8 protein-coding genes are annotated in these 25,886 nt (G+C 43.9%); 2 read left to right on the top strand and 6 right to left on the bottom strand.

The window, feature by feature from the left end:
* Nucleotides 1–25: 25 nt before the first annotated feature.
* Nucleotides 26–2,017 carry a PorE family type IX secretion system protein gene (porE, locus tag HMPREF1536_RS13910; RefSeq protein WP_028729614.1) on the top strand — a complete coding sequence of 664 codons (1,992 nt, stop codon included), beginning with the start codon at nucleotides 26–28 and terminating at the stop codon, nucleotides 2,015–2,017.
* A 9-nt stretch (nucleotides 2,018–2,026) separates the two neighbouring features.
* On the opposite strand, the gene HMPREF1536_RS13905 is transcribed toward porE, so the two are convergent.
* From HMPREF1536_RS13905 to HMPREF1536_RS13880, 6 genes are all read right to left on the bottom strand, one after another.
* Nucleotides 2,027–2,386, bottom strand: a complete 360-nt coding sequence (locus tag HMPREF1536_RS13905; protein ID WP_028729615.1) for a hypothetical protein — start codon at nucleotides 2,384–2,386, stop codon at nucleotides 2,027–2,029.
* 438 nt (nucleotides 2,387–2,824) lie between these two features.
* Complete coding sequence (locus HMPREF1536_RS13900) at nucleotides 2,825–3,949, bottom strand: aldose epimerase family protein (protein WP_028729616.1); 1,125 nt, start codon at nucleotides 3,947–3,949, stop codon at nucleotides 2,825–2,827.
* 316 nt (nucleotides 3,950–4,265) lie between these two features.
* Complete coding sequence (locus tag HMPREF1536_RS28380; RefSeq protein WP_147337508.1) at nucleotides 4,266–7,544, bottom strand: DUF6383 domain-containing protein; 3,279 nt, start codon at nucleotides 7,542–7,544, stop codon at nucleotides 4,266–4,268.
* 831 nt (nucleotides 7,545–8,375) lie between these two features.
* A complete protein-coding gene (locus tag HMPREF1536_RS13890; RefSeq protein ID WP_028729618.1) occupies nucleotides 8,376–12,077 on the bottom strand; it encodes an MBG domain-containing protein in 3,702 nt (1,233 codons plus the stop codon).
* 19 nt (nucleotides 12,078–12,096) lie between these two features.
* On the bottom strand, nucleotides 12,097–18,774 hold the full coding sequence (locus HMPREF1536_RS13885) for an MBG domain-containing protein (RefSeq protein WP_028729619.1): 6,678 nt from the start codon (nucleotides 18,772–18,774) through the stop codon (nucleotides 12,097–12,099).
* Between the two features lie 311 nt (nucleotides 18,775–19,085).
* Nucleotides 19,086–24,221 (bottom strand): DUF6383 domain-containing protein, encoded by a 5,136-nt coding sequence (locus tag HMPREF1536_RS13880; RefSeq protein ID WP_028729620.1) that lies wholly within the window; start codon nucleotides 24,219–24,221, stop codon nucleotides 19,086–19,088.
* An 817-nt stretch (nucleotides 24,222–25,038) separates the two neighbouring features.
* Here HMPREF1536_RS13880 and HMPREF1536_RS13875 point away from each other — a divergent pair.
* Entirely contained in the window at nucleotides 25,039–25,833 is a 795-nt protein-coding gene (locus HMPREF1536_RS13875; RefSeq protein ID WP_028729621.1) for a thymidylate synthase, read from the top strand.
* Nucleotides 25,834–25,886: the final 53 nt, after the last annotated feature.

Below are 25,886 nucleotides of genomic sequence, written 5' to 3'. Positions count from 1 at the left end.
TATTTATTATAAAGAATTTCCGGTGATGAATAAGAAGATTACTCCCTATATACTACTGTTTTTATCTGCAATGCTACTGTTTTCCTGCAAATCAGCCAAGCTGAGTGATGCGGAAGAGAAGCAGCGCATTGGTGAATACTTTGAAGCAGCGGCTATCTACCGGAAAGTTTATACGAAAACGTCTCCCCAGAAAAGGGATTTACGCGGATATATCGCATACAGGATGGCAGAATGTAACCGGCTTATCAATAATACGCCGAGGGCGACAAGCGCCTATATGAACGCACTGCGCTACGACTATCCTGACAGCATTGTAAACCTGCGACTGGGACAGATGTACCAGAGAAGCGGCAGATATCCCGACGCTATCCGTTATTACAACGAATTTCTGAAACTAAACCCGGAAAGCGAACTGGCCCTGAACGGTATCAAGGGAAGCGAACTGGCTCCGCAATGGAAGCAGAACCCAAGCCGTTACGTCGTTAAACGTATGGAGAAATTCAATTCCCGCCGCGGCGAATTCTGTCCGATGCTATTCGGCGATGCTTACGACCAGCTTTATTTTACCTCTTCCCGTACACCTAAAGGAGCCGGAAAAGATAAAGAAGAAACGATCAGCGCCATCACAGGATTAAGAAACAACGATTTCTTCCTCGTAAAGAAGGATGAACAAGGTAACTGGCTGGCTCCTATCGAACTGGAAGATGAAGTCAACACCGAATTCGATGAAGGAACACCTTCCTTCTCGAAAGACGGCAACACGATGTACTATACTTATTGCGCACAAGATCCGGAAGGCCCGCGCACCTCTGAAATATACGTATCCACCCGTAGCAGTGCCAAATGGGGAAAAGGGACACGCGCCTCTATTGTAAAAGACTCTGTAACAGCTTTAGGACATCCGTCCGTCTCACCCGATGGAAAATACCTGTATTATGTATCGGATGCCGTCGGAGGCTTCGGGGGAAAAGATATCTTCCGTTCCAGACTGGTCGGCAGCGACTTTGGCCCGATGGAAAACCTGGGGCCGGAGATCAATACGCCCGGAGATGAAATGTTCCCGTATGTACGCGACTCCGTTACGCTCTACTTTGCCTCGAACGGCCATCCGGGCATGGGTGGTCTCGACTTGTTCAAAGCGACACAGGACAGTACCGGTAAATGGCATGTGGAGAACCTGAAGGCACCGATCAACTCGATGGGCGATGATTTCGGTATCACTTTCGAAGGGAAGAAGGAAAAAGGTTTCTTCAGCTCCAATCGGAATGACGCGCGTGGTTACGATCATCTTTATTCATTCGAACTACCGACCATCACCATATTTATCGAAGGACTCGTTTCGGATGTAGATGAATACCCGATCGAAGATGCCACCGTGCGTATCGTCGGCAAAGATGGATTGAATGTTAAAGTGCCGGCTAAGAAAGACGGCAGCTACCGGGTTGAACTGGAACGTGATATCCGTTATGTAATGATGGCCAGTGCCCGCGGTTACCTCAACCAGAATTTCGAATTGAAAACCGGCCCGGAAGAAAAGAACGAGACCTATATCGTGGACTTCTTCCTCTCCCCGATCAGTAAACCGGTCGTAATCGACAATATTTTCTACGACTTCGACAAGGCAACCCTGCGTCCGGAATCACAGAAAGCACTGGACGAAATGATCAAGATGCTGAACGACAATCCGAATGTCACGATCGAGTTGGGAGCGCACACCGACCGTAAAGGAACGGATCAATACAACGAACGTCTCGCCCAGCGGCGTGCCCAGTCCGTTGTGGATTATCTGATTGCCGGAGGTATCGACAAGGAACGCCTGGAAGCCAAAGGTTACGGCGAAAGCGTCCCGAAGACAATCAATAAGAAGCTGGCTAAAAGTTTCGACTTCCTGAAAGAAGGAGATGTCCTGACGGAAGAGTTTATCCTGACGCTGACACCCGAACAACAGGAGATGGCCGATCAGATAAACCGCCGTACAGAGTTCAAAGTGCTCCGGACAAACTACAATTTATTCTAACAACAAAAGTTATTCCGTTCTGCTTCGTGCCAGGATTTCGGAGAACGAGATGGGCCAGTCGATAGCGTTCATCAACGTCTCGAAGGCAACACGATAGTCGAACGGAACGACCATGTATTCGGAATACAGGTCGCACACAGCCATAGCCAGCATCATCTTCGTATTGTAATGTACCTTTTTCAGTACGCCGAGACTGGATAAAACAGACTCCTTGCGAGCCATTTCAAAGTCCTGTTCCGTCAGAAGGATTTTATCTTTCAGCTGTTTATAGTGAGGACAATCGGAGATAGAAACACTCTCACCAATACTTTCCGCGATATCAAGTAAAACACAGCAAACAGCAATCCGTTCTTTTTCTTGTGGATTCATACTTTTAATCTGTGCCGCCCCGTTTCCCTCGTTTGGCATTTTATATCATAAAGAAGCGTGGAAACTGTTAATCTATTATTCGGAACTGAGGTATCGCCAAACACCCATCGAACAAATAATAAGACAACAGCCCACGCCCTATTCTATATACATGAGTATATATAACAAGCGTGAGCGTTTAGTTGCCTATTATCCTTGTCCGACTTGAAACTTGGCGATTTTCAGTTCCAAAGATAATATCTTAAACGCTTAACTTACCAACAGATAACAACCGAAACTCAATGTCCGGCCAACATGTTGTGGCAGCAAAGATAGCGAAAAGCAATAAAAGATATTGTTTGCAAAGAATTATTAACAAGAAAAAAAGGGCACCGTAAAACGGTACCCTTTATTCATCAACAGGCAGGATAGTTCTACCCGTATATTTTATCACCCGGATTATTCGGCGGTGAACTTATAAATACATTCGCTGAAATACTTTTCACCCGGATTCAAGACAACTGTCGGGAAGTCGGGATGATTGGGAGTATCAGGATAATGCTGGGTTTCCAGACAGAAAGCACCGCGATGAGGATATAACACATCATGTTTGCCGGTATCTTTTCCATCCATAAAGTTTCCTGTATAGAATTGTATACCCGGTTCATTGGTATATACTTCCAAAGCGATACCGCTGGTTGGAGAATAAGCTTTTGCAGCCAGTACGTTCTTGTCACCGTTTGAGTTCAGCACCCAGTTATGGTCGTATCCGCGGCCTTTCTGCAATTGATCGAAAGGTTCGTTGATATGTTTGCCGATAGCCACCGGAGTACGCAGATCCAGCGGAGTTTCAGCAACCGTGCTTATGCCTGTAGGGATCAGCGTTTCGTCAACCGGAGTATAATTGTCGGCATTGATCATGATCTCCTGATCCAGCACATCTGAACCGGGAACGCCTGACAGGTTGAAATAACTGTGGTTGGTAAGGTTCACCACTGTTTTCTTATCGGTAGTAGCTTCATATTTGATATCGACTGCATTGTCATCCGTCAAAGTATATGTTACTTTAATATCCAGATTTCCGGGGAAACCGGCTTCACCGTCTTTCGACAGATAAGTAAGTTCCAGAGCCTGGTCGTTCAATTGTTTAGCATCCCACATGCGGGTATGATATCCCAGCGGGCCGCCATGCAGACAGTGCATACCGTCGTTAGCAGGAAGGGTATACTCCGTTTCATCCAAAGTAAACTTAGCCTGGTTGATACGGTTGCCGTAACGTCCGATCAGGGCGCCATAGTTACCATCTGATTTTACATACTGATCTACATTGTCATAACCAAGAACAACATCGGTCATTTTTCCGTTTTTGTCGGGCACCATGACAGAAACCAAGCGTCCGCCATAATTGGTAATGCACGCTTCGGCACCGTTCTTATTCTTCAGCACATATAATGCCGTTGGTTTACCTTCTACCTCTGACACGAAATCAGACTTCAATAACCCGGAGAGTGTAGCCTCTTCTTTCTTTTCGGCGCACGACAGCAACAAACACATTGCCATGACAGCCATACATAGTCTCTTCATTTGAAAATTAATAATTTAAAGTGTACATTTCATAGGATGGCAAATATACACTTTTATCTGAATAGTAGCAGCCTTAGAAAAGATAAAATTGTTCCAATAAACAGAAACCTCCCCGGAAATAATCCGGGAAGGTTTGTTTTTGTCTGTTTTTACTCTTCACAGAGTTCGAACAGAAGAACTTTATTTCATTACTTTAGTATTAATATCTACCGCTTGTTCGCCCTTCACGGGATACTTATTGTAAGGACGATTCGAAAACCGCCCTTACGACGCGCGGTAAACAATTTAGAATTATTTGATTATAAATAATTACTTCTTATTTTACGATTGCCTTTACAGCGGCTTCACCTTCTACGGCAACTACAACTACACCTGCAGGAGCAGCGATTGTAGCGTTATCGGAAGAGATTACTGTGTTAGCAACTGTCTGACCAAGTACGTTGCTGATAGCAACCTTCTTACCCTGAGCACCAATCACTGTTACATAACCGTTACCTGCGATAACTTCGATAGAAGAAACTCCGACTGCCTCGTTAGCTACCGTTTCGTCAGGATCAACAGTGAAACGAGTAGCGCCAGCCAAGCTTGAACCTAATGTCAAGTTACCATTGATGTTGATTACATAAGATCTTGTTGCTTTATTACGGATTACATAAGTATCATCATCGTCACCAGATTCGATTACCTGGAACTTGAAGTTATTCAGACCACCTTTAACACCCTTAACAGCGTTGGCTTTTTCTGCTACAAATGTAGATTTACCATCTATCATTGTCTTCAATGTATCCGTGTCAACTAATTGACCAGCCTTGAAGATCAATCTTGTAGCTCTATTATTTGAACCTGTAGAACCATTCTCGAATGCATACTTCTGCCAGCTAGTCAAACGATAGCTTTCAGCAGAGTCTTTTGCAAAATACATGAAGTGATGTACTCCGTCTATTTCTTTAGAAATATAGAATGACGGGATGTTCTTGTCTGAATCTACTGTATCCAGTCTGAATGTCATTGATTCAGCAGGTTTCAAGATACCAGCCTTATCTGCATTCATATTTACATAACCGAATTCGTTTTCAAATGCAGTTGTCTGTGCAATAGGATTCAATGTACCGTATACTTTCTCCTGTACCATGAAAGTCTTTACTGTCGCATTGTAAGTACCTTCATTAAGATAGTAGTCGCCCCAAGTCCATGCACTCTTACCAATATTTGCCTTTTCATTTACTTGGCTAGCACCTTTCAATGCGTCCATTGCTAAATATTGAGCTTTAGCATTCGGAGTACCAGCAGTAGTAATAAAGTCATTTGTAGCAGCTTCATCAAACAAAGAAACAGAACCATCTGCATTATATTTGATAATGTGAGCAGAAGGAGTAGTAGCCAAACTACCGGATTTCAGATAATATTCATCATTTTGATCCGGAGCAAAGTATCTAACATTGTAAGAATAGTAAGCAACTGTATCCTTTTCGATAGCAGATGTCTTTACTGTACCATTTGACAGATAGATAAAGTCGTTCAAAATATTAGTTACTTTATCTTTACCATTGCTTTCTTTCACACGGATCAACTCGAACTGATCAGCTGTTGTTGCAGTTACAACTCGACCAGTATACTGAATTTCATCATCTGTATTTCTTGTTGCAGCAGCGAACAATCTGTCTTCAGACTCAGCAGTCTTAGCAAATTCGAATGTATACAGACCTTCTTCGCTTTCAGCTGTTTCGAATGTAGCAAATTTGTCCACATTTTCTTTCTCGATCAGCTGAACCAGCATACCTTTGAACGATTTTTTCTTAAACTTCAACTTACCATCCTCGTCTGTTGCAACCTGGATGTTTTCCCATGGCAATTCTTTATCCGGATAGATCGTATAAACATTGTCACCCAAAGCTTCTTCTTTATACAATACAGCAGAGAAGGGAACTTTTGTTTGACGGTTAGTTGCTACAAGAGTTTCATAATTACCATCTTTATCGAAGTCTTTCACACCTGAAAGAACGAACTGATACAAAGGATCATTTTCGTTTGCATTAGGCATCGTAACTGCTCTCCAGGAATTTGACGGTGAAGTTGAACCGTTAGATTCAACAGTCAGATACTGACCATATTCAGAAACTTCACCATCTTCTGCATCAGCACCACTGATAAACTTAATAGCATAGATAGCCGGAGTTGCATCTTCGTTCAACAATTCTGTTACATCAGCAATGTTTGAAGAAGGAACAGCTTTCACGGTAGCAGCTTTTGATGTATTAGTAACCAGATAAACGATATCTGTTGTTGCATCATCCACATTATTAGTATTACTTACTACACTAATTACGACACCCTTAGCTGCATGTGCATCATCATCCTTAAGATCCAGACGAGCGTTCTTTACAGCCAAGTTGTACTGGTCGTTCTTAGCTAATGGATCGGGAACAGTAATAGCAAAGCAAGCATTACCTACAAACACATCAGCATTTGAAGATTCCAAAGTTCCGTCATACTTATTGTGTGCTTTATTTGTTTCTGCATCGTAGAAGTTCATATCAGAACCTTTAACTGTAGCTAAAGTAAAGCCAACACCATTTTTACGTTCTGTATTAGTAATCTTTGTAAAATCCTGCGGATCAATAGCGATGAAAGTTGCTTTCTGGAATTCTTCTTTTGTTGTGATTGTGTTATTAGCAAGTGTTTCTTCACTCAATCCACTCCAATCTGTTGCCAGATAAGTACCGGCAGGAATTTCATAATAATTTCCGTTAGCAACCCAACCGATAGAGTCTCCAAGTATAGTAGGATCACTATAATCCATCTTAACTCTGAATGCTCTTACATCCTGATTGGCAAAGATATTATCGATGATAGTTTTATCTTTTTGATCAGGGAAAGAGAATTGGAAGCCTTTGCCGCCTTTGATATCGTTCAGTTCATCCACAAAGTCTACAGTACGTTCTGCAAACGTAACGAAAAGAAGGCCGTAATGATTTCCTGATGGATCTCCAATTACCCACCCCCCTGAATTTGCCATAAAGCCATTGGCTCCATTTGTCGTCTTATAAGTATAGAGGGTAGAATTTTGAGCAATTCTGGTCTTACTATCATTGCCCTGCCCAACACAAAAAGTTGAACCAACAGTATTATCTAAATCTAAAGTCAAAGCATCTTTAGAATCACTTACTGTTTCCTGAATTGCACCATTCTTTACAGTCAAATAATACCCAGTATTCTTACTCTTCAAGCCATAAAGCCAAGAGGCTTCAGTTGCACCCACTGCTTTGTTGTCCTTTTCAGTCAACGTCCAAACAGCTGTTGTTTCATCAGTGATTGTAACATTATCAGCTGTGATTTTTTTTGAAGAATAAGTAATTTCCCCTAATTGATTCTTTTCAGCAATAAGGATATAATCATTTGCATCAACTTTACCATTATTATTCGCATCGCGAACAACAATATAATCACCCGAGTTGTCTTTATCAGCGGCAGTTTCAAAAGCCTTTACGACAGCCAATGGCTTGTTGTTCAGCTTTACCTGCGCATTCAAAGCACTAAACGACGAGCCTGCAACCAGCATACCCGCCATCATAAGCGTAGAAAACTTTTTGTTCATAATCAATAAATTTAATATTAATAATAGTGTTACTAAAAACTCCTTTATAGCCCCGTTCTGAGGGCATGTCATATCAAATGACTAGAAATAACGGTCGTTTATTCTCGTCACACTTTATAGGGAGTGATGCCTTTGTCATAAAAAGAAGGAATTTCATACTAATCTTTCTATCCGGTTGATAAGAAAGCATATAGGTCAGGAAAAAAATTAATCAAAAGGATTGCAGGTTTAAAACTTATGAGTACTTTTGTTGACGAGAATAAACGACCGTTATTTCTAGTCATACACTTTGTATCATTCACTCCTTACTTTTCAATATATAATATAGCTTTTTAGTCCAGGTAATTCACTGGAGAATTATCATATGTATATAACAATGTACGTGCGTACATTAATATATAGGATCGATTAATAAGTACTTGTTTTCCAAAGGCTTTAGGGTTACTTCTGTTGTTATGGGGAGAACTAAGCATCCAGGTCAGCATTCTTAAGGTTTAAAGACGGGACAATTATTGGCTTTTCTCAGGACTTTTAAAAAAGAAAGGATAGCATTACATATACGCAAGGCATGCCTTACTTTTATGTAAAGTTAGCCTTACATATTCGTAATAATAGCCTTACTTATTTCAATATTAGCACTTTCATGCTTAGATATCATATACTTTGACCTTAAAGATAAGGACGTTTGGGCTTAATTGTTACAGAGTTGATATAAAAAGGACTAAGGAAGTCCATAAGTAAAACAAAAGAAGCCATCCCTGGGTTATGCCCGGGACAGCTTCTTCAGCCATATTTCATTCCCTAAAAGGAGTAAAAGGGAACAAAACAGAATTACTTCTTAATAATACGGACAGTCTTCGCTTCACCGTTATCCAGAACGATACGAACCAGATAATAGCCGCTACGCAGCTGGCTCAGGTCGATTACCTGCTCCGGATTATTTATTACCTTCTGTATTCTACCGGCCGCATCGATCACAACGATAGCGTCTACAGGAGAATTGGAAACTACTGTTGCATTATTTTCAACCAAAGTAGGATACAAACCTACGCCCTGCAGGGTGATCGATTCGTTACCCACAGTTCCCAGCTTCACATTGAAGGTGACAGAGTCACGACGTGACAGGTGGTTGGTCGACTCAGGCACTGTGATGTACAACTTCGTTAGACCTTCGTTTTTACCGATCACGTGTACACCTTCGATATGATTTCTTGTACCGGCGACAGCTATATTTTCAACGGTATAGCCGATCGTTGCCGGAGATTCACAGGAAGCGTACAGCAGGACGGAGTCGCCCACGGTAATCGATGTCGATTCGACAGACCATTCAAGTCCAGCATCTGCTTTCGCGATATTCAGCTTACCGGGAACCAGTGTTACAGCGTAGTTGTCTTCATCTGAACTCAGACAGTCGATAACCAAGTCGTAAGCACCTGCGTTAACGGGGTTAACCAAGGTCTTTACGGTGTAGATGAAGTTTAGAGCATCCGGGTTATCGTTGCCTACGAAGCCACTATAAGTAGGTTTCAATTCCGGTATTTCATCTCCGTAAACGATATCTACTGTATCTGCGCTGATTGTCAGCATGGCTTTCGATACGGTCAGGGTTCCGGTTTCACCAACGATTGTATAGTTCTCGCCCGGATCGCCACCATCAATATACAGGGTGTAGTTGCCTGCTTCCGTTATGGAACCAGCTACTTTTACCGAAGGAGCAGAAGCGGCTTTGAAGTCGTCGCTGCCGATGAAGCCCGAATAAGTATATTCGAATGGTTCAGGCAATGCTTCGCCATAAGCGATCAATGCGTCTTTCGGTTTAACGATGACTTCACGCGGTTTGATCTGCATCTTTTCTTTGCGGACAAGCAGGTCGGAACCGTTATGTTTTACAAAGATGGAGATGTTGTACATACCGGCGTTGACAGGCAGGTCGTAATCACCGTTGTAAGTGATGATCGGAGTGTAAGTTGTGATACCCTTCAGGTCGGTCAGTTGCACGTCGGCTGCTTTTCCGTTACCGTCATAGTCGAATACCATGTTACCCAGGATCACGTTGAAGTCTGCTTCATTCTTCAGACGCAATACTTTGAATACTTCCGACTTCAGGGCTTCCTGCTGTCCGGACTCTGCATTGTAGCGGGCGGTGATCGTTACACCTTCGTCGCTCGTCAATGCTTTTGCACGCAGATACCAGATGCTTTCCACCTTTTCCACCTGGATCAGAGCCGGGTTGGAAGATTCGTACACGATCTGGGAGCCTTCGGCAATTACGGTAGAACCTTGCTTAACGACTGCATTCAACCGCACAAGGTCACCTACGATCAGTTCATTCTGTATCGGAGTCCAAACCATTACATAGCTGTTATCCGGATATACCTGATAACGGGGCTTGCCTACAATGGTGATCTCATAATTGGTATTTTCCTTGTTGATGGCAGAGATGCCGGTCAGTTCGTACGTACCTACCGGCAGCACGCCTTCCGGACGGTTGTTGATAACCAGGTTCTTGATACGGTTGCCGACAGCTACGGTAGCCGTAGAGTCGAGACTGTTGGCCGATTCATCCAGCTTGAAGCCTTCGTAAGAAATAAACTCTTTCTGGACGTCGGCTTTGTTGAATTCAGGATCAGCCGAACCGAATGCTCTCTTGATCGTATCCAGACGGATAATCAGCGGAGCTTTCGCCACTTCCAGACGCACGCTGTCGTTCGTCATCGTACCCGGAACCAGTGTATTCATATTGAGTTTATAGTTACGATCCTTAGCCTGGAACGGCGGCTGGATGAACTTGTCTTCCGTAACGACCTTGATATGCAGGGTATCGTTGTATGAACCGGCATGCAAGGTATTGTCGGCAGCAACCGGTTTAACGACTACCTTCGGCATAAAGTCGATGATGTCGTCGGGAGTTGTTGTTGTCTGGTACTTAGAATCGAAGCTGGCGAGACCACGCTGTTTAGCGGCATCGTTCGGTTCAAATGTCCAAGTAGTATCCTTATCGGCTTCACCGTATACGCGGTCTACGATCACTTTCCAGATAGCCAGCTGACGCTGGTTGATCAGGAACGAACCGTCAACCGTTTTGAATGCGTAGTTCAGAGAAGATACTTTGTCGGCGTTGTCCACTTTAGCGACATACACGCTGTCTTCCTTCTGATTCGGTTTCTCACGCTTCAGGCTTGCTTCCGTCTTTTCGGTTGCTTTACGGCCTTCATAGTCGAAGTATCCGGCAAGCGGGGCAACCTTGAAACCTCTGTCGCCTTCGGCTGTTGCGGAGATATAATTCACTGCCTCAGCAGCTTTGGAGAAAGCATAGGAAGGAGCTACCGCCGCCGGTTTCTCTGCTCTCTTCTTCAACCAGAAGAAGCCGTCAGGATTAGGTTCGCCATAGATCTTCTGCATTACTTTCACCGGCTTTCCATCTATGGAAACTTCCGAATAGGCGTCGAATACAGTGATCGTGATCGTATCTTTCTTCACTTCGTATTTACCGGCAGTGATTACCTGGACATCGTAATTCGATAATCTCCATTTAACATCACTTACCGCCGCTTCCGTCAGTTCGTAGCTGTAAGTACCGACATCACTTTTCGGCTTATTCACCGCTGCCGATATTGCAGTATGGGTAACAGCCAGGTTGCCAGTCAGTAATCCGGCCAATGTCTGATCGTTCTTCAGTACACCATCGGTAATAAGAAGCTCACTACCCGGAATAGTCTGGATATTGGCTTCATCATACAGACGGGCACTGTCGGGAACAGCCAGGGTAAGAGGAGCTCTTTTAACTGTAAGCAAACCTCTTCCTTCGGGCCATGCATCCGACCAAACCAGCAGGTTCAGCGTGTAGTTAGCAGCCTGTCCCCCACTAAGTCCGATCACAAAAGAGCCGGGAAGGGAAGCTTTATTAGCTCCGCCATATGTTACGTCCGGCAGGACATTCACTTGTGAATTGGAAAAGATCGCTTCCGTATCACCATTCACAAAACCGCTAAACACAAAGTCTTTGGCAGACCAGGGTGTTGCCGGGTTCTCATCGCCGTAGAAACGGCTGGTGTCGCGGGCTGCAATATTCAACGTTGCCGGGTTCACCGTTAAAGGCAGGCTTGTAAAAGCACCGGCCCTGTTGCTGACAAAGAAGACTACATTCGGATTTGTATACTGAAAATATTCAGTCAGGTTATTGGCTACGAAACCTAATGTCTCGCCACCGCTGACTGTCGGAGTAGCCGAAAACTTCAGGATATCGATCGCCTGTGCCGAGTTCTTGAACGTTACGCCTGTACCGATACTACCATATTCACTACCATCTCCATTGACATAGAAATAGTTGAAACTCGCCCCATCGATACCCGCAGCAGCCGTAGCCAGATCCTGGCCATACGTCATCTCTACCGGCGTATTATTATTGAAACTTACATACACAGTATCGGGTACAGCCGTTTGCGCCTGCATGATACCGCCTGAAACAAGCATCAGGGGAAGCAGCATAAGCTGCTTCCTCGATGTTAATATTGATTTAATATATTTCTTCATACTAAATTAGTTTTACAGGTTACTTCTTAATGATCTTCACAGATTTGAAGGTTCCGTCTTCCAATGTGACATTGAGCAGATAGATACCTGATCCAAATGAGGACAGATCAATAACAGATCCCGGTTTGCGAATAACTTTCTGTAATGTTCCGTTCACGGACAGCAACTCTACTTGCTTGATCTCAGAAGGAGCAGCCACCGTTACGTTGTGGGTGAACATTCTCGGATATACATCGATCTGATCTGCTACGACAAGCTTTTCATTGCCTACCGACAGATAGTCGTCGTCTACCATGATCGTCACTGCTACAGGTTCAGCACCGAAGTAGTTCTTGTTACCGTGCTGCATAGCTGTAACCGTTACGATACCGGAAGTAACCGGAGTCAGCCACCAGTTGTCACCAATCTGGTTCACATAAGCAACTGCATCGTTGGACGAATTGAAGGAAACCGGAAGTTTACTTGATGCACTGGCTGTAAGTAATACATCGCCACCATCTACATCTATTGTCGTTTCAGGGCTCCAACTGATTTTCTGTGAAGCGGGAACAAGGATGTATTTACCGTCTGTGTAAGCCACTTCGTAGTTGTCGGAAGTGTAGTTATCAGCAAATGTGATCGGATAAGTACCTGCATCGGAAGTTTTTGTTACAGTCGAGCTGATACGCGGGGCAAAGCCGAGGTTCTTCAGCGATTCACCGTTCACGAAACCAGTAGCCGTATAGGTCAGGTCTTCCAGATCCTTGCCATACACCGTTTCCTTGTTGTCCGCCACGATAGACAGAGCCGCTTTGCTAACAGTCAGCAATCCGGAAACATAGGTGATCACGTAGTTACGTCCGAAGTCCTGGGCAGAATACGGAGTCAGCTTATAAGAACCGGCCTTGCCGCTGTATGCTTCCACGCGAACCACCGGAGCCTGGCCAACCAGGAAGTCTTCACCGTTCATGAAGTCATTCTTATTATAATCGTACGCATTTGCATAAGACGGCATTGCGTCGCCATACTTGATGCTGAAGCTGCGGGCGGTTACCACTACCGGCTTCGGAGCGATGATCATCTTGTTCTTCGCCGTGTAAGCATAAGTTACCGAGCCAAGCGTCGCTTTTACCGTTACATTATATATACCAGCATCCACCGGAGCATCCTGGGTAGAAGGATAAAGTGTCGGAACAGAGCCGAACTGGTCGCCTTCATAATAGATACTGAAGTCAGGGATCGCCTCACCCGTTTCCACGTTCGTTGCTTTTACGCTTACGGCTCTCGGAGTGGCATCGTAAATGCTGGTCACGTTGGAAACGATTACGTTGATCTTCGCTGCATCCCCTTCCGGAGCGATTACCTTGATCGTACCTGTTACAGGAGTGGCATCTTCGTAGGTATCGTCGCCGTCGGCAAATACGGTGATGGTCACCAAGTTGTCACCTTCCGTACGCACATGGCCGGTTACAGAATAAACGCCTTTCGATACTTCAGACAGGATCACGCGTTCGCGATCGTTGCCCGACAGCTCGTAACGGATATCGTAGATAGACGGTTTGCCGTCGGCTTCCGATTTCAGGTAAGCAGACAATTCCACTGTTTCGCCTACCGGGATCACCAAGTTGCGCTGGTCTTCCGGCCAGATGATAGAACGTTTGATCTTATCGATCGACAAGGTTCCGTTTTCGTGGATCACCGTATAGTTACGTGCCACACCTTCTGTTGTGAAGTAGATGTCGTAAGAACCACGGGAGTCTGAGCGTGCATCTGTCGCCACCTTCGGCATGATAGAGAATACATCCGCCAGGTTTTCATATTCATTGTTCTTCAAACCGATATATTCGATCTCAAGATCCGGGTTGCCACCACCGTACGGACGGCTGTAGCTACAAGCACGTACTGTCAGCGGAGCTTTTGTTACCGTCAGGCCTGCATTAACCAATGTAGCACTTGCGATATTGAAGTTCGGCAGCAATGTTGCGATCTGTGCAGCGGCTGAAGAAGTAAAGCGCAATTCGTAAGTACCGACATCCGTTTTCTTATTGACACCGGACAGGTCGAGCCAGCTTGTACGGGCCACCTTATCGGCATTCAGTAATTGGGTGATCTCTACCTGGAAGGCTTCCGACAATTCACCTGCAACAGCTACATATACATCGGCATCTGTCGTTTCTTCACCATATTCGCGAACAACGGAAACAGTGATCGTTGCGTCGGTTGCAGTCAGCGGAGCCGGAGTTACCGTTACAGTCGCCTGTGTTTCACTAGCAGCAAACTTAACACCGGTTACCGGAGTAAGCATACCCTTCACCATCGCTTCAACGGCACGGATCTGGTAGTCGCCTACCGGAGCATCCGCTTCATAGACATTTGCCTCAACAGGCAGGATTGTTTCGAACAGGTCGATCACATTCTTGTCTGCCAGTAATTTAGCGGCAGTCAACTTCGGTTCTGTTGCAAATACAAGTTTAGCACTCAGGTCGGAGTCTTTTGTTACCTCTGTTCCATATACCTTCGTATAAGTATCCTTCGCGGCTTTCACTTCTACGGTTGCCGGAGTCACTTTGAGGTTGGCCAGATCGGTATCCAGCTGGATCTCGAAGTTACCGATAGCAGCTTTCAGGGTGGAAGCGTCTATGATACGAAGTTTGAATGTACCCTGGGTTACATTATTCTTAACCGAGTCGACTAATACACTATTCAGCGTATTGCCGTGGAACTGAAGTTTATCGTTGCGGTACAATGCCCAGTGCAGTTTATTCGTACTGAACAGCTTATCCCAACGGACTTTCGTCATTGCAGCGGTCGGGTTTTCCGGATCTTCCACCAGGGAAACCAGGCTAAAGCCGTAATCATCAGTCGCCAGCGTCAGGTTAGTCAGATCGTAAACAGGGGCACCGCTCACAATCGTCCAGATACCTTTAAGCTCTTTCTCGTTGAATGTCACTACAACACCCGGAGCAACAACCTTCACTGCATTAACGGCAGTAACGACTTCCGTATCAGGTTCGGTTGTAACTTCCGCACCTTCAATTGCATAAACGAAGGTATAGTCGGCAGATGTCAGATTGACTGTATAGTTGTAATCACCGATCACCGGATTCTGTTTATCCAGTTGCGCCTTGGTAGTAACCAGGTCGACAACTAAGGTATAGTCACTCTTGATCTTGCTACCGTTCAGAGCCACGATATCATCATAGATCTGCTGAACGATCTGGTCTTTTGTCGCCTTACCAAAGGTGAATACAGCTTTCGCAGCAGTTCCTTCTTCGGCTGTTGCAGCCAGATAAGTAGGCAATGTGATAGTCAGTTTACGTTGACCGATCTGCACAGAGTTCTGTACATTATGGAAGTTGCTTCCGAATTGATTGTCAAGCTGGAAGTTTGACAACAATGCCGGGTCGAGCACATCCACTCTGTAACCGTAATCACCGTTCTTCGGCATCGTTTCCGTTGCTTCCGCAGTACAATCGGCAGTTGTCAGCATCACCTTGAACAGGTCTGCCGGATTTTCGAAACAACTATAACTGCTTAACAGACCTTCGTTGGCAGCCAGGAACTGACTGAGGATGTCTGCTTCGATAGCCGCTTTCCGTTTACCGTAACGATAAGTGATATCTGTCGGGAAAGTGAATACCACCGGAGCTTTGTTTACTACCAGTGTCTTCGTGCCGGTTTCTCTTATTTCGATATTATCGGTTACCTTCTGAACGAATGCAACTGAATAAGTATAGGTCTTAACGGCAGTCGTACCTTCTTCTTCTATATTATTAATGGTAACAGTAAAGCTCTTCAGAGGTTTCACACCAGCCTTAGTTACCAGTTCGAAGAATTCTTCGTTTGCCGGGTCTTCCAATACCGCTTTCTTTACAGAATCGAGCAAAGCTACTTTTGTATTGATGTCATTATAAGTAACATTTACCGTAGGCAAAGTGAGCGTACGTTTCGCTTTCACGATACGCAGGGCCAACTTGGCAATTACATCGTTACCATTCTTGGTCAGATGGATACTGCTTGGTGCCGTATAGTTTAATGTATAGTATTGTGAGAACTGCGTATTTGAGCCTGTCACCACTTCGTAACCATACAAGTCGGAAACCTGCGGATAGCTTTCGCCGGCAATACGTACCGGGACATCGCCTGTAGAAGTTTCGTTATTGATCAGATAGGTTTTTACGCCCCAGTTATTCAGGTCGGGAACCGTTACACGGTCTGCACCCGGAGTCAGTCTGAAGTCATTTATCAGATCCAGTGCATACTCGTCGGCAGTCTGTCCGAACGGACGTTCCCACAGAGGCAGTTGTACGTTGATCGGCAACGGATATTCGGCCAGTGACTGTCCGTTATCTGTCAACCGTACGGAACGGAGATAAGTAGCGGTTGTATAACCGAACATTGTTATCGGAACGATAATGCCACCATCTTCATTCGTCACTTCAATCTTCTGGATATTATCATTAGGATTGAATACCACCGAATAAGAGTAAAGATCTCTACCGATTGCCGGAACTAATGTTACGCTGGAAATATAAGCCCCCTTCATATCCGGGTTCTTCAACAGCAGGTCGGCCATGATCGCTTTTTCGATCATTTCATTAGAAGCGCCTTCCTTCTTGAACTCATACTTGTAAAGTTTCACTTGTGCGATCGGACGCGGAGTGATGTTTACGGTTCCATTGAATGTAGTCGAGCTATGCGGTTGTCCGTTCACCGTTACTTCCGAGAACAGGAGATCCAGGTCTGCACTTAACGTTACCCGGTAAGTAGCCGTACCCATATTTTCCCTGATCCGATTATCCGTGATCTGTACATTCGTTATATATTCTGCTACGTACGGATTTGCCAGATAGATGTATTCACGAACCTTATCGGCCACCTGTGCTGGGGTCATATCTTTCACATACTGAACGGTATATTCACCGAATGTAAAATCGATCGCCGGACGGGGAACGATTGCAATGCTTCTTGAATAAGTGATCTCGATAGTTGTCCCCTTATCAACGACATTAATACGCTGATTAGCCGGAGTTTCTATTTCCTGCAAAGTTGCGCTCTTTGTGATGATGATCTTATAACCGAACGAGTCGTCTGTTTCCGCGATCGCATTCTTATTACCCAGGTCATTCGTGATCAGGCGAACAACGAATGTTTCATTACCCAGAACACCTGCATTACGAACCAACAGATCACTCTTAATACGGCGGATAACCGCATTCGGAAGCATGTCTTTTTCGTAAGCAATCTGGTAGTTACCCGGATAAGCCAGGGAATGCGTAGTAGGCAATGTAGTTACAAACAACAAAGAATTATTGAATGTACAAACGTTACCGTTAACAATCAGGTTGGAAGAGGAAACATTTCCATCTGTAACAAAGTTCAGATTTGTCTTTGTCAGGTCACCCTGTACAGTTACCTTATATCCTAACTGGCTGTTATCGGCCATGCCGGCAGAAACGGTACCAGCGGTCACCTCAACCTGAGGAACCAGATTCTGATCGACCATATCCGGATTTATATCCTGGATCAGTCGCTTCAGCATGGTAGCTACAGCCACATTATCCGTATAATCACCTATGCGGATCGGGCTTGAAACGAAGTCAGGCAGTTTAACCGCCAATGTATTCTTTTCAACCGTAATCGCATTGACGATATCATAACTATGCTGCGATGTATTAAAGTTTATGGTTGCCCCTCCCACACCGGCAGAGACATTATTTCCTTTGCCATAATTCGGTAAAAGCACAACACGATAGCTATATACCCCTCCCGGAGCCAGTCTGCCGGCTGTTACCTCATTACTGAAATTAGCATCGGAATATACTTTTATCTCCGAGACAAAGTCGGAAGGATTAATATTGTTACCGATCAGGTTCTTCGCCCTGTTCAGATTAGTATTGACAGCCATCTTACCCAGGCCGCCCACATCTTCTAAAAATACAGGGAATGTAGTATTAGTGATCGGTTTTTCTTTCACTTTCAGCTTTACTGTCGAGATATAGGAGCCAACAGCCAGCTGTGTACAATTACTTAAAGCCGGAGTATAGGCAAACTGTTCTGTCGGAGGAAACGTAAGTTGCACGTCGTATTCTCCTGCATCCAGACTATTATTACCTGTATATAATATAGACGAACCGTCTTTAACCAGATAAACCGAAGCATCATTAAATGAAACTCCGGCCATACCCAAGACCTCTATTTTAGTACTCAGGTCGTTGACTGGCGTACCATACACATAATTCCCCCAGTTTGACGGGAAATTCAGATTACCGACAGATTGCCGGGCTTTGATCTCGATAGCATTTGTTACTACCACCTGCTCATGATCCAATATGCCGAAAAGCGTGACGGGAGTTATATTCCCCGTACCGATCGCCCGTTCAAAATTCAACGTAATGGAGGTGGAGGAAGTCACTTTAAAGGTATAGTTATAACTTCCGGCTACCAAATCACCGGTCTGATCGCCACCAGTACCTCTGATAGTAACATCGGATATCGTTGCCGTCTGATCACTCTGGTCGACAGCTTCCTGCAATAAACTTTGGATATGGGATTTCAGCTGCTCCGCATTTGCGTTACTGGTTCCTTCATAAACTGACAGGACATCTTTTACGGGGACATAGATGTCGGCTGCAACTGCTTGTGTGATATACCCTCCCAATAATAGTATCAATATAAGTAGTCGCCTACTCACATCGATTAAGTATACTTTGTTCATACGCAATTATTTTAATTAGTTTATACTTCAATCAATAGATAGTAAGTGCTTATAATCAAGTTGTATAACATAATACAAACCCTGACAAAAGAAAACTCCGCCAGGGTTTGTATCCGCTTTCATTCTTCACAGAGTTAGGGCGGAAGAATTTATATTTCATTACTTTAGTATTAATACCCGCTTTTTCGTCCTCACGGATTAGTTGGTGTCAGGTAGAGGCGTACTGCCGCACGCCTCTACATCCGCCACGCGGTTATTTGAATTTAAATTATTGATTATAAACTTCTTTATATCAATAGTTATTCATCGTCTTACTTAACGATTGCCTTAACAGCTGTTTCACCTTCGATCGTTACAACAACGATTCCAGCAGGAGCGTCGAATGTAACCTTGTCGGAAGAAACTACCGAGTTAGCAATAGTCTGACCTAATACATTGCTGATAATAACTTTCTTGTTAGTAGCATTCAGGATCGTTACCTTACCCTGGCCACCCAGAACTGTTACAGCAGTTGTATTGATAGATTCGTTAGAAACCGGATTATGCTCATCAGCTTCATCGAAGTAGATGTCACCCGTAGAGGTAGCAGTCTTAGATGTTGCGAAGTCATAGAAGTCTTCCGACGGAATCATTTCCTCACCACCCACACATTCGTTGAATGCACGTACACGAGCCGTGTAAGCTGTTTGCGGGATCAGGTTATGAACAGCTATTGAAGTTGAGGAAGGATCAACCTTGAACGATTCTTCACCGTCGAAGTTGATATCATCCTGCCATTCGTAATAAGCAGTCGGCAATGAACCTACTTCAGTTCTCCAGTCACCTGTATTGAACTCACCACCGTTGATCGGCATACCCGGAACAGGTTTTCTAACCATCCATGTTGCAGGAGTATCGAACAGATAGATATCGATCTGGTGTTCGTCAGTCTGGAATCCTTCCATCAGGCGGATTGTATATTTAACCGGTTTCGTGATATCGGTAGTCAGTTCCATGTTGTCCATCTGGTGGGCAATCGGAGCATAACCCCAGTTTCTGTCGATCGGTTCAGTATTACCCTGCAGTTTGAAGTTGTCTACGCTAACCTTAGTAACTTCTTTCTGCGGTTTACCTGCTGCATCTGTATATTCTTTAGTTACTTCCAACCAGTAGTTAACTTTGTTATCACGGTGGATCACATCGCCTGTTGCGTTGAACAATTCAACCCAGATAGTCTTGCTAGCATCGTCGGCACGAACTTCAGACATGAATACATCTTCAGAAGTGTACTTCGGAGTGAAGCGACCTACAGCAACCTGATAATATTGAGCACCCGGAGTGGCTGTCCACTTGATACGAGCATCGCTACCACCTACGTCACCCGGTTCCATATCCTTGATATAAGGCATTTCAAGACCGGCAGTAAATGCCAACGGCAAGTTTTTCTGTACATCACATACAGCAGCCAGAGACAATGCGTTTTCTACATCGCAAAGGTCTTCTACGTTCGGAGTTGCACGAACATCGATCTTAGCAGCTACGTCACCACGAAGAACATTGTTCACCAGGTCGTTTTCGCCACCTTTATAAGTATAAGGAGCTTCTTCTGCTGTTGCAGCCAGTTCCATAGATTTCTCACGGATGAACAGTTTCACTTCTTTTGCTTTGTTTGTTCCGAAAGTGAACAAGTCAGAAGCGCTCAACAAGTTGATTTCCTGTTCAATCTTAGATTCTTCACCATCAACAGTAGTACCGTAATGCGGCAGGTCACGACCCTGGATATAGAATACAGAATCTTTAGATGCGCCACCGTTTACAACACCGAACTGGAATGCTTCGATCTTATTCTTACCTGCTGCGTCAGAGCTGAACCATACTTCAGGAACTTTCACGTCACCCTTGATACCGGCTGTCAGCGTATCGTTTACGTTGATTCCGTAAGGAGCCCAGATACCGAATTTAGCCCATCTTTCGTCATTGAAAGTCAGATTACGTTTGTAATCATCCAAGTCGAAGAAGTATACGCGGTTGTAAGCTTCTGCTTCAGCAGCACGCTGTTGCGGAGCCAGACGGATAGAGTCTTTCGCATAGTAGCGAGCCCACATACCCTTTTCAGAACCACTAGTGATTGTATCGATAGTCATTTCAATACCGTCGCGATCTTTCGGATCGAACTTAGCAGAAACCAGAGCCAATACTTCACCGTATTTGTTCGGAGAAATCTGAACCTTTGTACCTACTGTGTCTACCTGACCATAAGCTTCACCGTTCAGGTCGCCCAGAACTGTTACTTCATAACCGAATGCACCGGCCTTGTTAGAGAATACTTCCATATCCACCGGATCAGTGATGTTCAAACCAGCGATGATGAACTGACCGTCGCGTACCGGATAGCAAGTATTTACATAACGAGTCTTGTAATCCTTACGGAACATTTCGTTATAGATGAAGTTAGGAGCAGGAACCCAGCTTTCTGATGATCCGCTATCATCTATATTAAGAGCGTTCGGAATATTTCCGCCACCGCAAGAGTTGCAGTTACCGAACTGTTGAGTCAGGAATGAATAGAAGCTAGTATAAGAACCGATGATCTTATCTGCATTCATTGTAGTGATCAAACCTCTGTCGGTAGTACCGAATGTATAGAATTCGTTCCAACCTTTATTGTTAGCTGTAGTTGCACCGAACTGAGCTACGTGGTTGAATACGTTAGGAGTACCTTCGAAACAAGAATTCCAGCTTTCAGCAACGATCGGAACCAGGTTCACGTCATTGTAAGGAACATACTTAACAGTCATTTCAAGACCGTTTTCTTCTACATACTGTACAGCATAGTCGTCATCCAGATCAACCTTATAAACCAAAGTATCACCAACGCTCATACCGATAAACTTACCGAATGTAGCACCGCTGTATTCTTCGATCGGTTTTTCCTGAGTACCTTTCTTCACATATACTTTCGCAAAGTCAAGGCTTTCACCTGTGAATACGAATGCATTTGTATGATAAACAGCATCGTCTACACCTTCAAATGTTTTAGAGAACTGTTCTTTGAAGATCTTGATAGAAGCAACTGTTCCACCTTCTACGTCCGGTTTCAAACCTGTAGCAAATACCTTCACTGTGTGAGGTCTTGACTCATATTTGTAATTATCCCATTCGTCATACGGAGCGAAGAAGAAGTCCTTACGATCGATCTTTTCGAAGTATTTCAGTAATTCAGAGCTCATTACGCCCATAGCGTGGCTTAACAGAGACTGGTCGGTATCCTGGAACCATACGAATGTATTGTTTCCGAAGATCTTGATCGGGCCTGTATAAACTGCATCACCTACTTTGTTGATCAGATCCTGACCGCTGTAAGTATAAGTCGTACCAGACAGTACATCTTCATTTACATTATATCTTGCAACAGAAGCATCGTAAACCAGACGCGGAGCGATTGTATATGTTTCGTTTACATATTTAGACTCGTCGTCACCGATGTTCACATCACCACGGTGATATTTGAAGATTGCATTGATACTGATGATATCCGGATTGATATTACCTGCGCAATCAATTACATCAAGTTCCGCATAATTACCAACTTCTTCAGGGTAATCACTAATACAACATTCAGCACATCCATTTTCTTCCAACCATGATTTCCAGTCGGTATAGCTATATCCTGTAAGTGACATCGGCAAGAAACGTCCTGCATAATAAGTTGAGTCTTTCGAACCTCCTTCATTTACAAACACGATCTTCCAACCTTTGATATTCACATCGTCATCATAACGTCCTGTTGACTGTTTCGGAGCTTTGGTACGATTTTCCAAAGTCAGACCACCAAACAGAGATTCCGGCAATGTATAAGTAGTTGTACGACCAATTACCGAATTGAAGTAAGGCAAGTTCTTGAAGCTAACCTGTGCAGTCTTGAAATCCAGATATTCGTCGAAATGAAGATCGTTCAATTCGTTATATTCAGGAATAGAAGTAGCCTGAAGTTCGTAACGAGCTGTGTCTGAAGCTTCAGCAGTGATTGTAGACCAGATATAATTATCTTTGTCAAATGCTTTAACTTCCTGCGGAGCGAAGAAATAAGTAAAACGAGCACTTGATTTGCAATCGCGGTCGTCTGTAGCATCTGTCTGAACGAAATATTCACGAGGAATCAGATAAGTAACTTTCTTATCCTTACCAGGTGTACCCGTTCTACCGATCTTACCGTCAGCAACCATCTGATCCAAAGAAACCCAACCCTGAACTTTTGTCAAATCGCTTTCCTGAGAAATTTCCATTTCGTCAGCAATAAACGGATATATAACGTTCAGTTCATAATAAGCCAGTTCTTCTTTCGGAGCGGCGTCCTGATCTGCTTCAAAAAGACCATCACGATCAACACCGCTGAAAGTTGCTGTATACTCATTATTATCCTTATTATTCTTATACAATGTATTCCACAATTCCACAGTTGTTACCAATGTATCGGCAACACAGGAAGTATTACGTCCGGCACCCGCTTCAAACACTTTCGTATTTGCTGCACCGAAAGCTACATTCGGACGATTGAACGCCAAGCGAGCATTAGTGAAAACTGTCAACGGTTCTGTGTTCTTTGAGCCTGTAGAAGAAACTGCATCGTCAGCAACCGATTTAGCTCCCTTGAACATAACAAGAATGATCTTGTTATCCAGAGAACCTTGTTGCCAGGAATTAGCATTTGTATTATCAGCATCAGAAACATGCGCTTTAATATGATGTGTATGCGCTGTAACTACTTCATGATTGCTTGCCGTGAAAATTGCACGGTCACTAACCATCTGACCTACATATTCACCAGAGATATCATAAACATATACGTCATATGTCCAGTCGATCTTACGATTCACCAGATCAATATTACCAAAAGCACGAACGTCCATTTCAACACTTTCAACACCTGTCAAGCCTTTAGTGCTATACAGAAAGTCTACACGTGAACTGGCTGTCTGATTCTGATAAATACCCAAACCGGTATTGCCTTTATCATCTGTAAATTTCAGATATTCGGCAGTGTTCATTTCTTCGTGATTCTTAATATCCGAATAAGCCATTTCCAGATACTTTCCGGTAAATGGTTTCAAATAGTTAGGAGTATCACTGTCATCCAGGTTAAAGAAGGTAACAAAAGCACCATTCATTAAACCTGCATCCATCTTTGTGAAATCGATCAACGACTCATAGTTACCATAAGAAGTTGAGTTAGCTTCCCAATGATTGTGCACATTTACCTTGTCGAGTGGCTTGAAATTATACAAACCGTCACCAACCAGTGTCGATTCATCATCCCACGCGGCTTCGGTGCTCACACCTTCATACCATTTTGCTTTTATATTAGCATAGTCTTCCCCTGCTGCATTCAGCATCGGAGACAAGCCATAAAAAGCCATAGCACATAAAAGAGCGGCCGACCCGCCTTTTACCAAAGTACTTTTTCTCATACGTAAAACATTTAATTAATAAAATTATGATCTATACTCAAATTGATTATCATCTCATCATTTAGCTCATTTCAGCGATCTAACTGTGTAAGCCACAGGAAAAAGTCAATTAAGGGAACCGGTAAAAGCCTGTAAACAGGCATTATTTTAATCCTCAGCCAACCCAAATGGCGAGTTTAAAGGTTCCTTTTTTCTAGTCATGCGTTTAAGATTTGTTCACTTTTGTAACGAGAAGCGGGGATTTTGTCCTCATTTCCGTATCGTACTGATAAGAAAGCAGATAGAAAAGTGAAAAAAGTTCTGAAAAGGATTGTAGGTTCGAAAGGAATGCTTATTTTTGCTGCATGGAAAAAAGGAACGTTTTTTTTAGTCAGTCCACAATGCACCTCTCCTGTTAATTTTCAAAGCATGCATAATCATTCGGATTACCAGTTAAGCGGGGTAGAAAATAGGTACTGCTAGCGGGCGAAAGGTCTTTATAATAATGTACCTGTACATTAATATTAATAAATAGAAATCCAAATTTAGCCAATTAGCCAATCCGCTTGTTCTAAACTTTCTTAGAATTATATAATCATAAGATTGCCATCTATTCATTTTCAAATCATCTGTTCCTTATTTTCCTATTGCCCCAATCAAAATTACATGCCGAAGTAAATAGACATGTATATTTAGATACGTTTTTTAACACCTCCCTCCGCACCCTTATAAACCATCTTTCCTGACAATGTGAAAGCCGGAAAAAGCCGTTTTGGAAGATTGCTGTTGTTTAATACAAATCCCTTTCGTACTTTTGTATTCTACTAGAAGGATAAAAATGAAACAGTATTTAGATTTGCTAAATCGCGTATTAGCTGAGGGAGTTAGGAAGGAAGACCGCACAGGAACAGGTACCCAAAGTATTTTTGGTCATCAAATGCGATTCAATCTGGAAGAGGGGTTTCCTCTCCTTACGACAAAAAAGCTACACCTGAAGTCAATCATATACGAATTGCTCTGGTTCCTGCAAGGGGATACGAATGCGAAGTATCTGCAGGATCACGGCGTACGTATCTGGAACGAATGGGCGGATGCAGACGGAAACCTGGGACATATCTACGGATTCCAGTGGCGTTCGTGGCCCGACTACAAAGGCGGCTCCGTCGACCAGATCAGCGAAGCCGTTGAAACGATCAAACATAATCCTGATTCACGAAGGATCATTGTCAGTGCCTGGAATGTGGGCGACCTCGGAAATATGAATCTTCCGCCCTGTCACGCCTTCTTCCAATTCTATGTGGCGAACGGACGCCTGAGCCTGCAAATGTATCAGCGTAGTGCCGATATATTTCTCGGTGTTCCTTTCAATATTGCTTCTTATGCGTTGCTTTTACAAATGATGGCACAGGTTACAGGACTTAAAGCCGGAGATTTTGTTCATACGCTGGGGGATGCCCATATATACACCAATCATTTCGATCAGGTAAAATTGCAGCTTACCCGCGAACCGCGTCCTCTTCCCCGGATGGAGATCAATCCGGATGTAAAAAGCATCTTCGACTTTCAATTCGAAGACTTCAACCTGACCGGCTACGACCCTCATCCGCACATCAAGGGAGAAGTGGCCGTTTGAGATGTTGAAGATTAAAGACTGAGTATAATATTACTATATAAATTGATAAGTTT

Source organism: Parabacteroides gordonii MS-1 = DSM 23371 (assembly GCF_000969825.1).
GTDB classification, from domain to species: domain Bacteria; phylum Bacteroidota; class Bacteroidia; order Bacteroidales; family Tannerellaceae; genus Parabacteroides; species Parabacteroides gordonii.
This window is presented reverse-complemented; position numbering and strand designations above follow the sequence as displayed.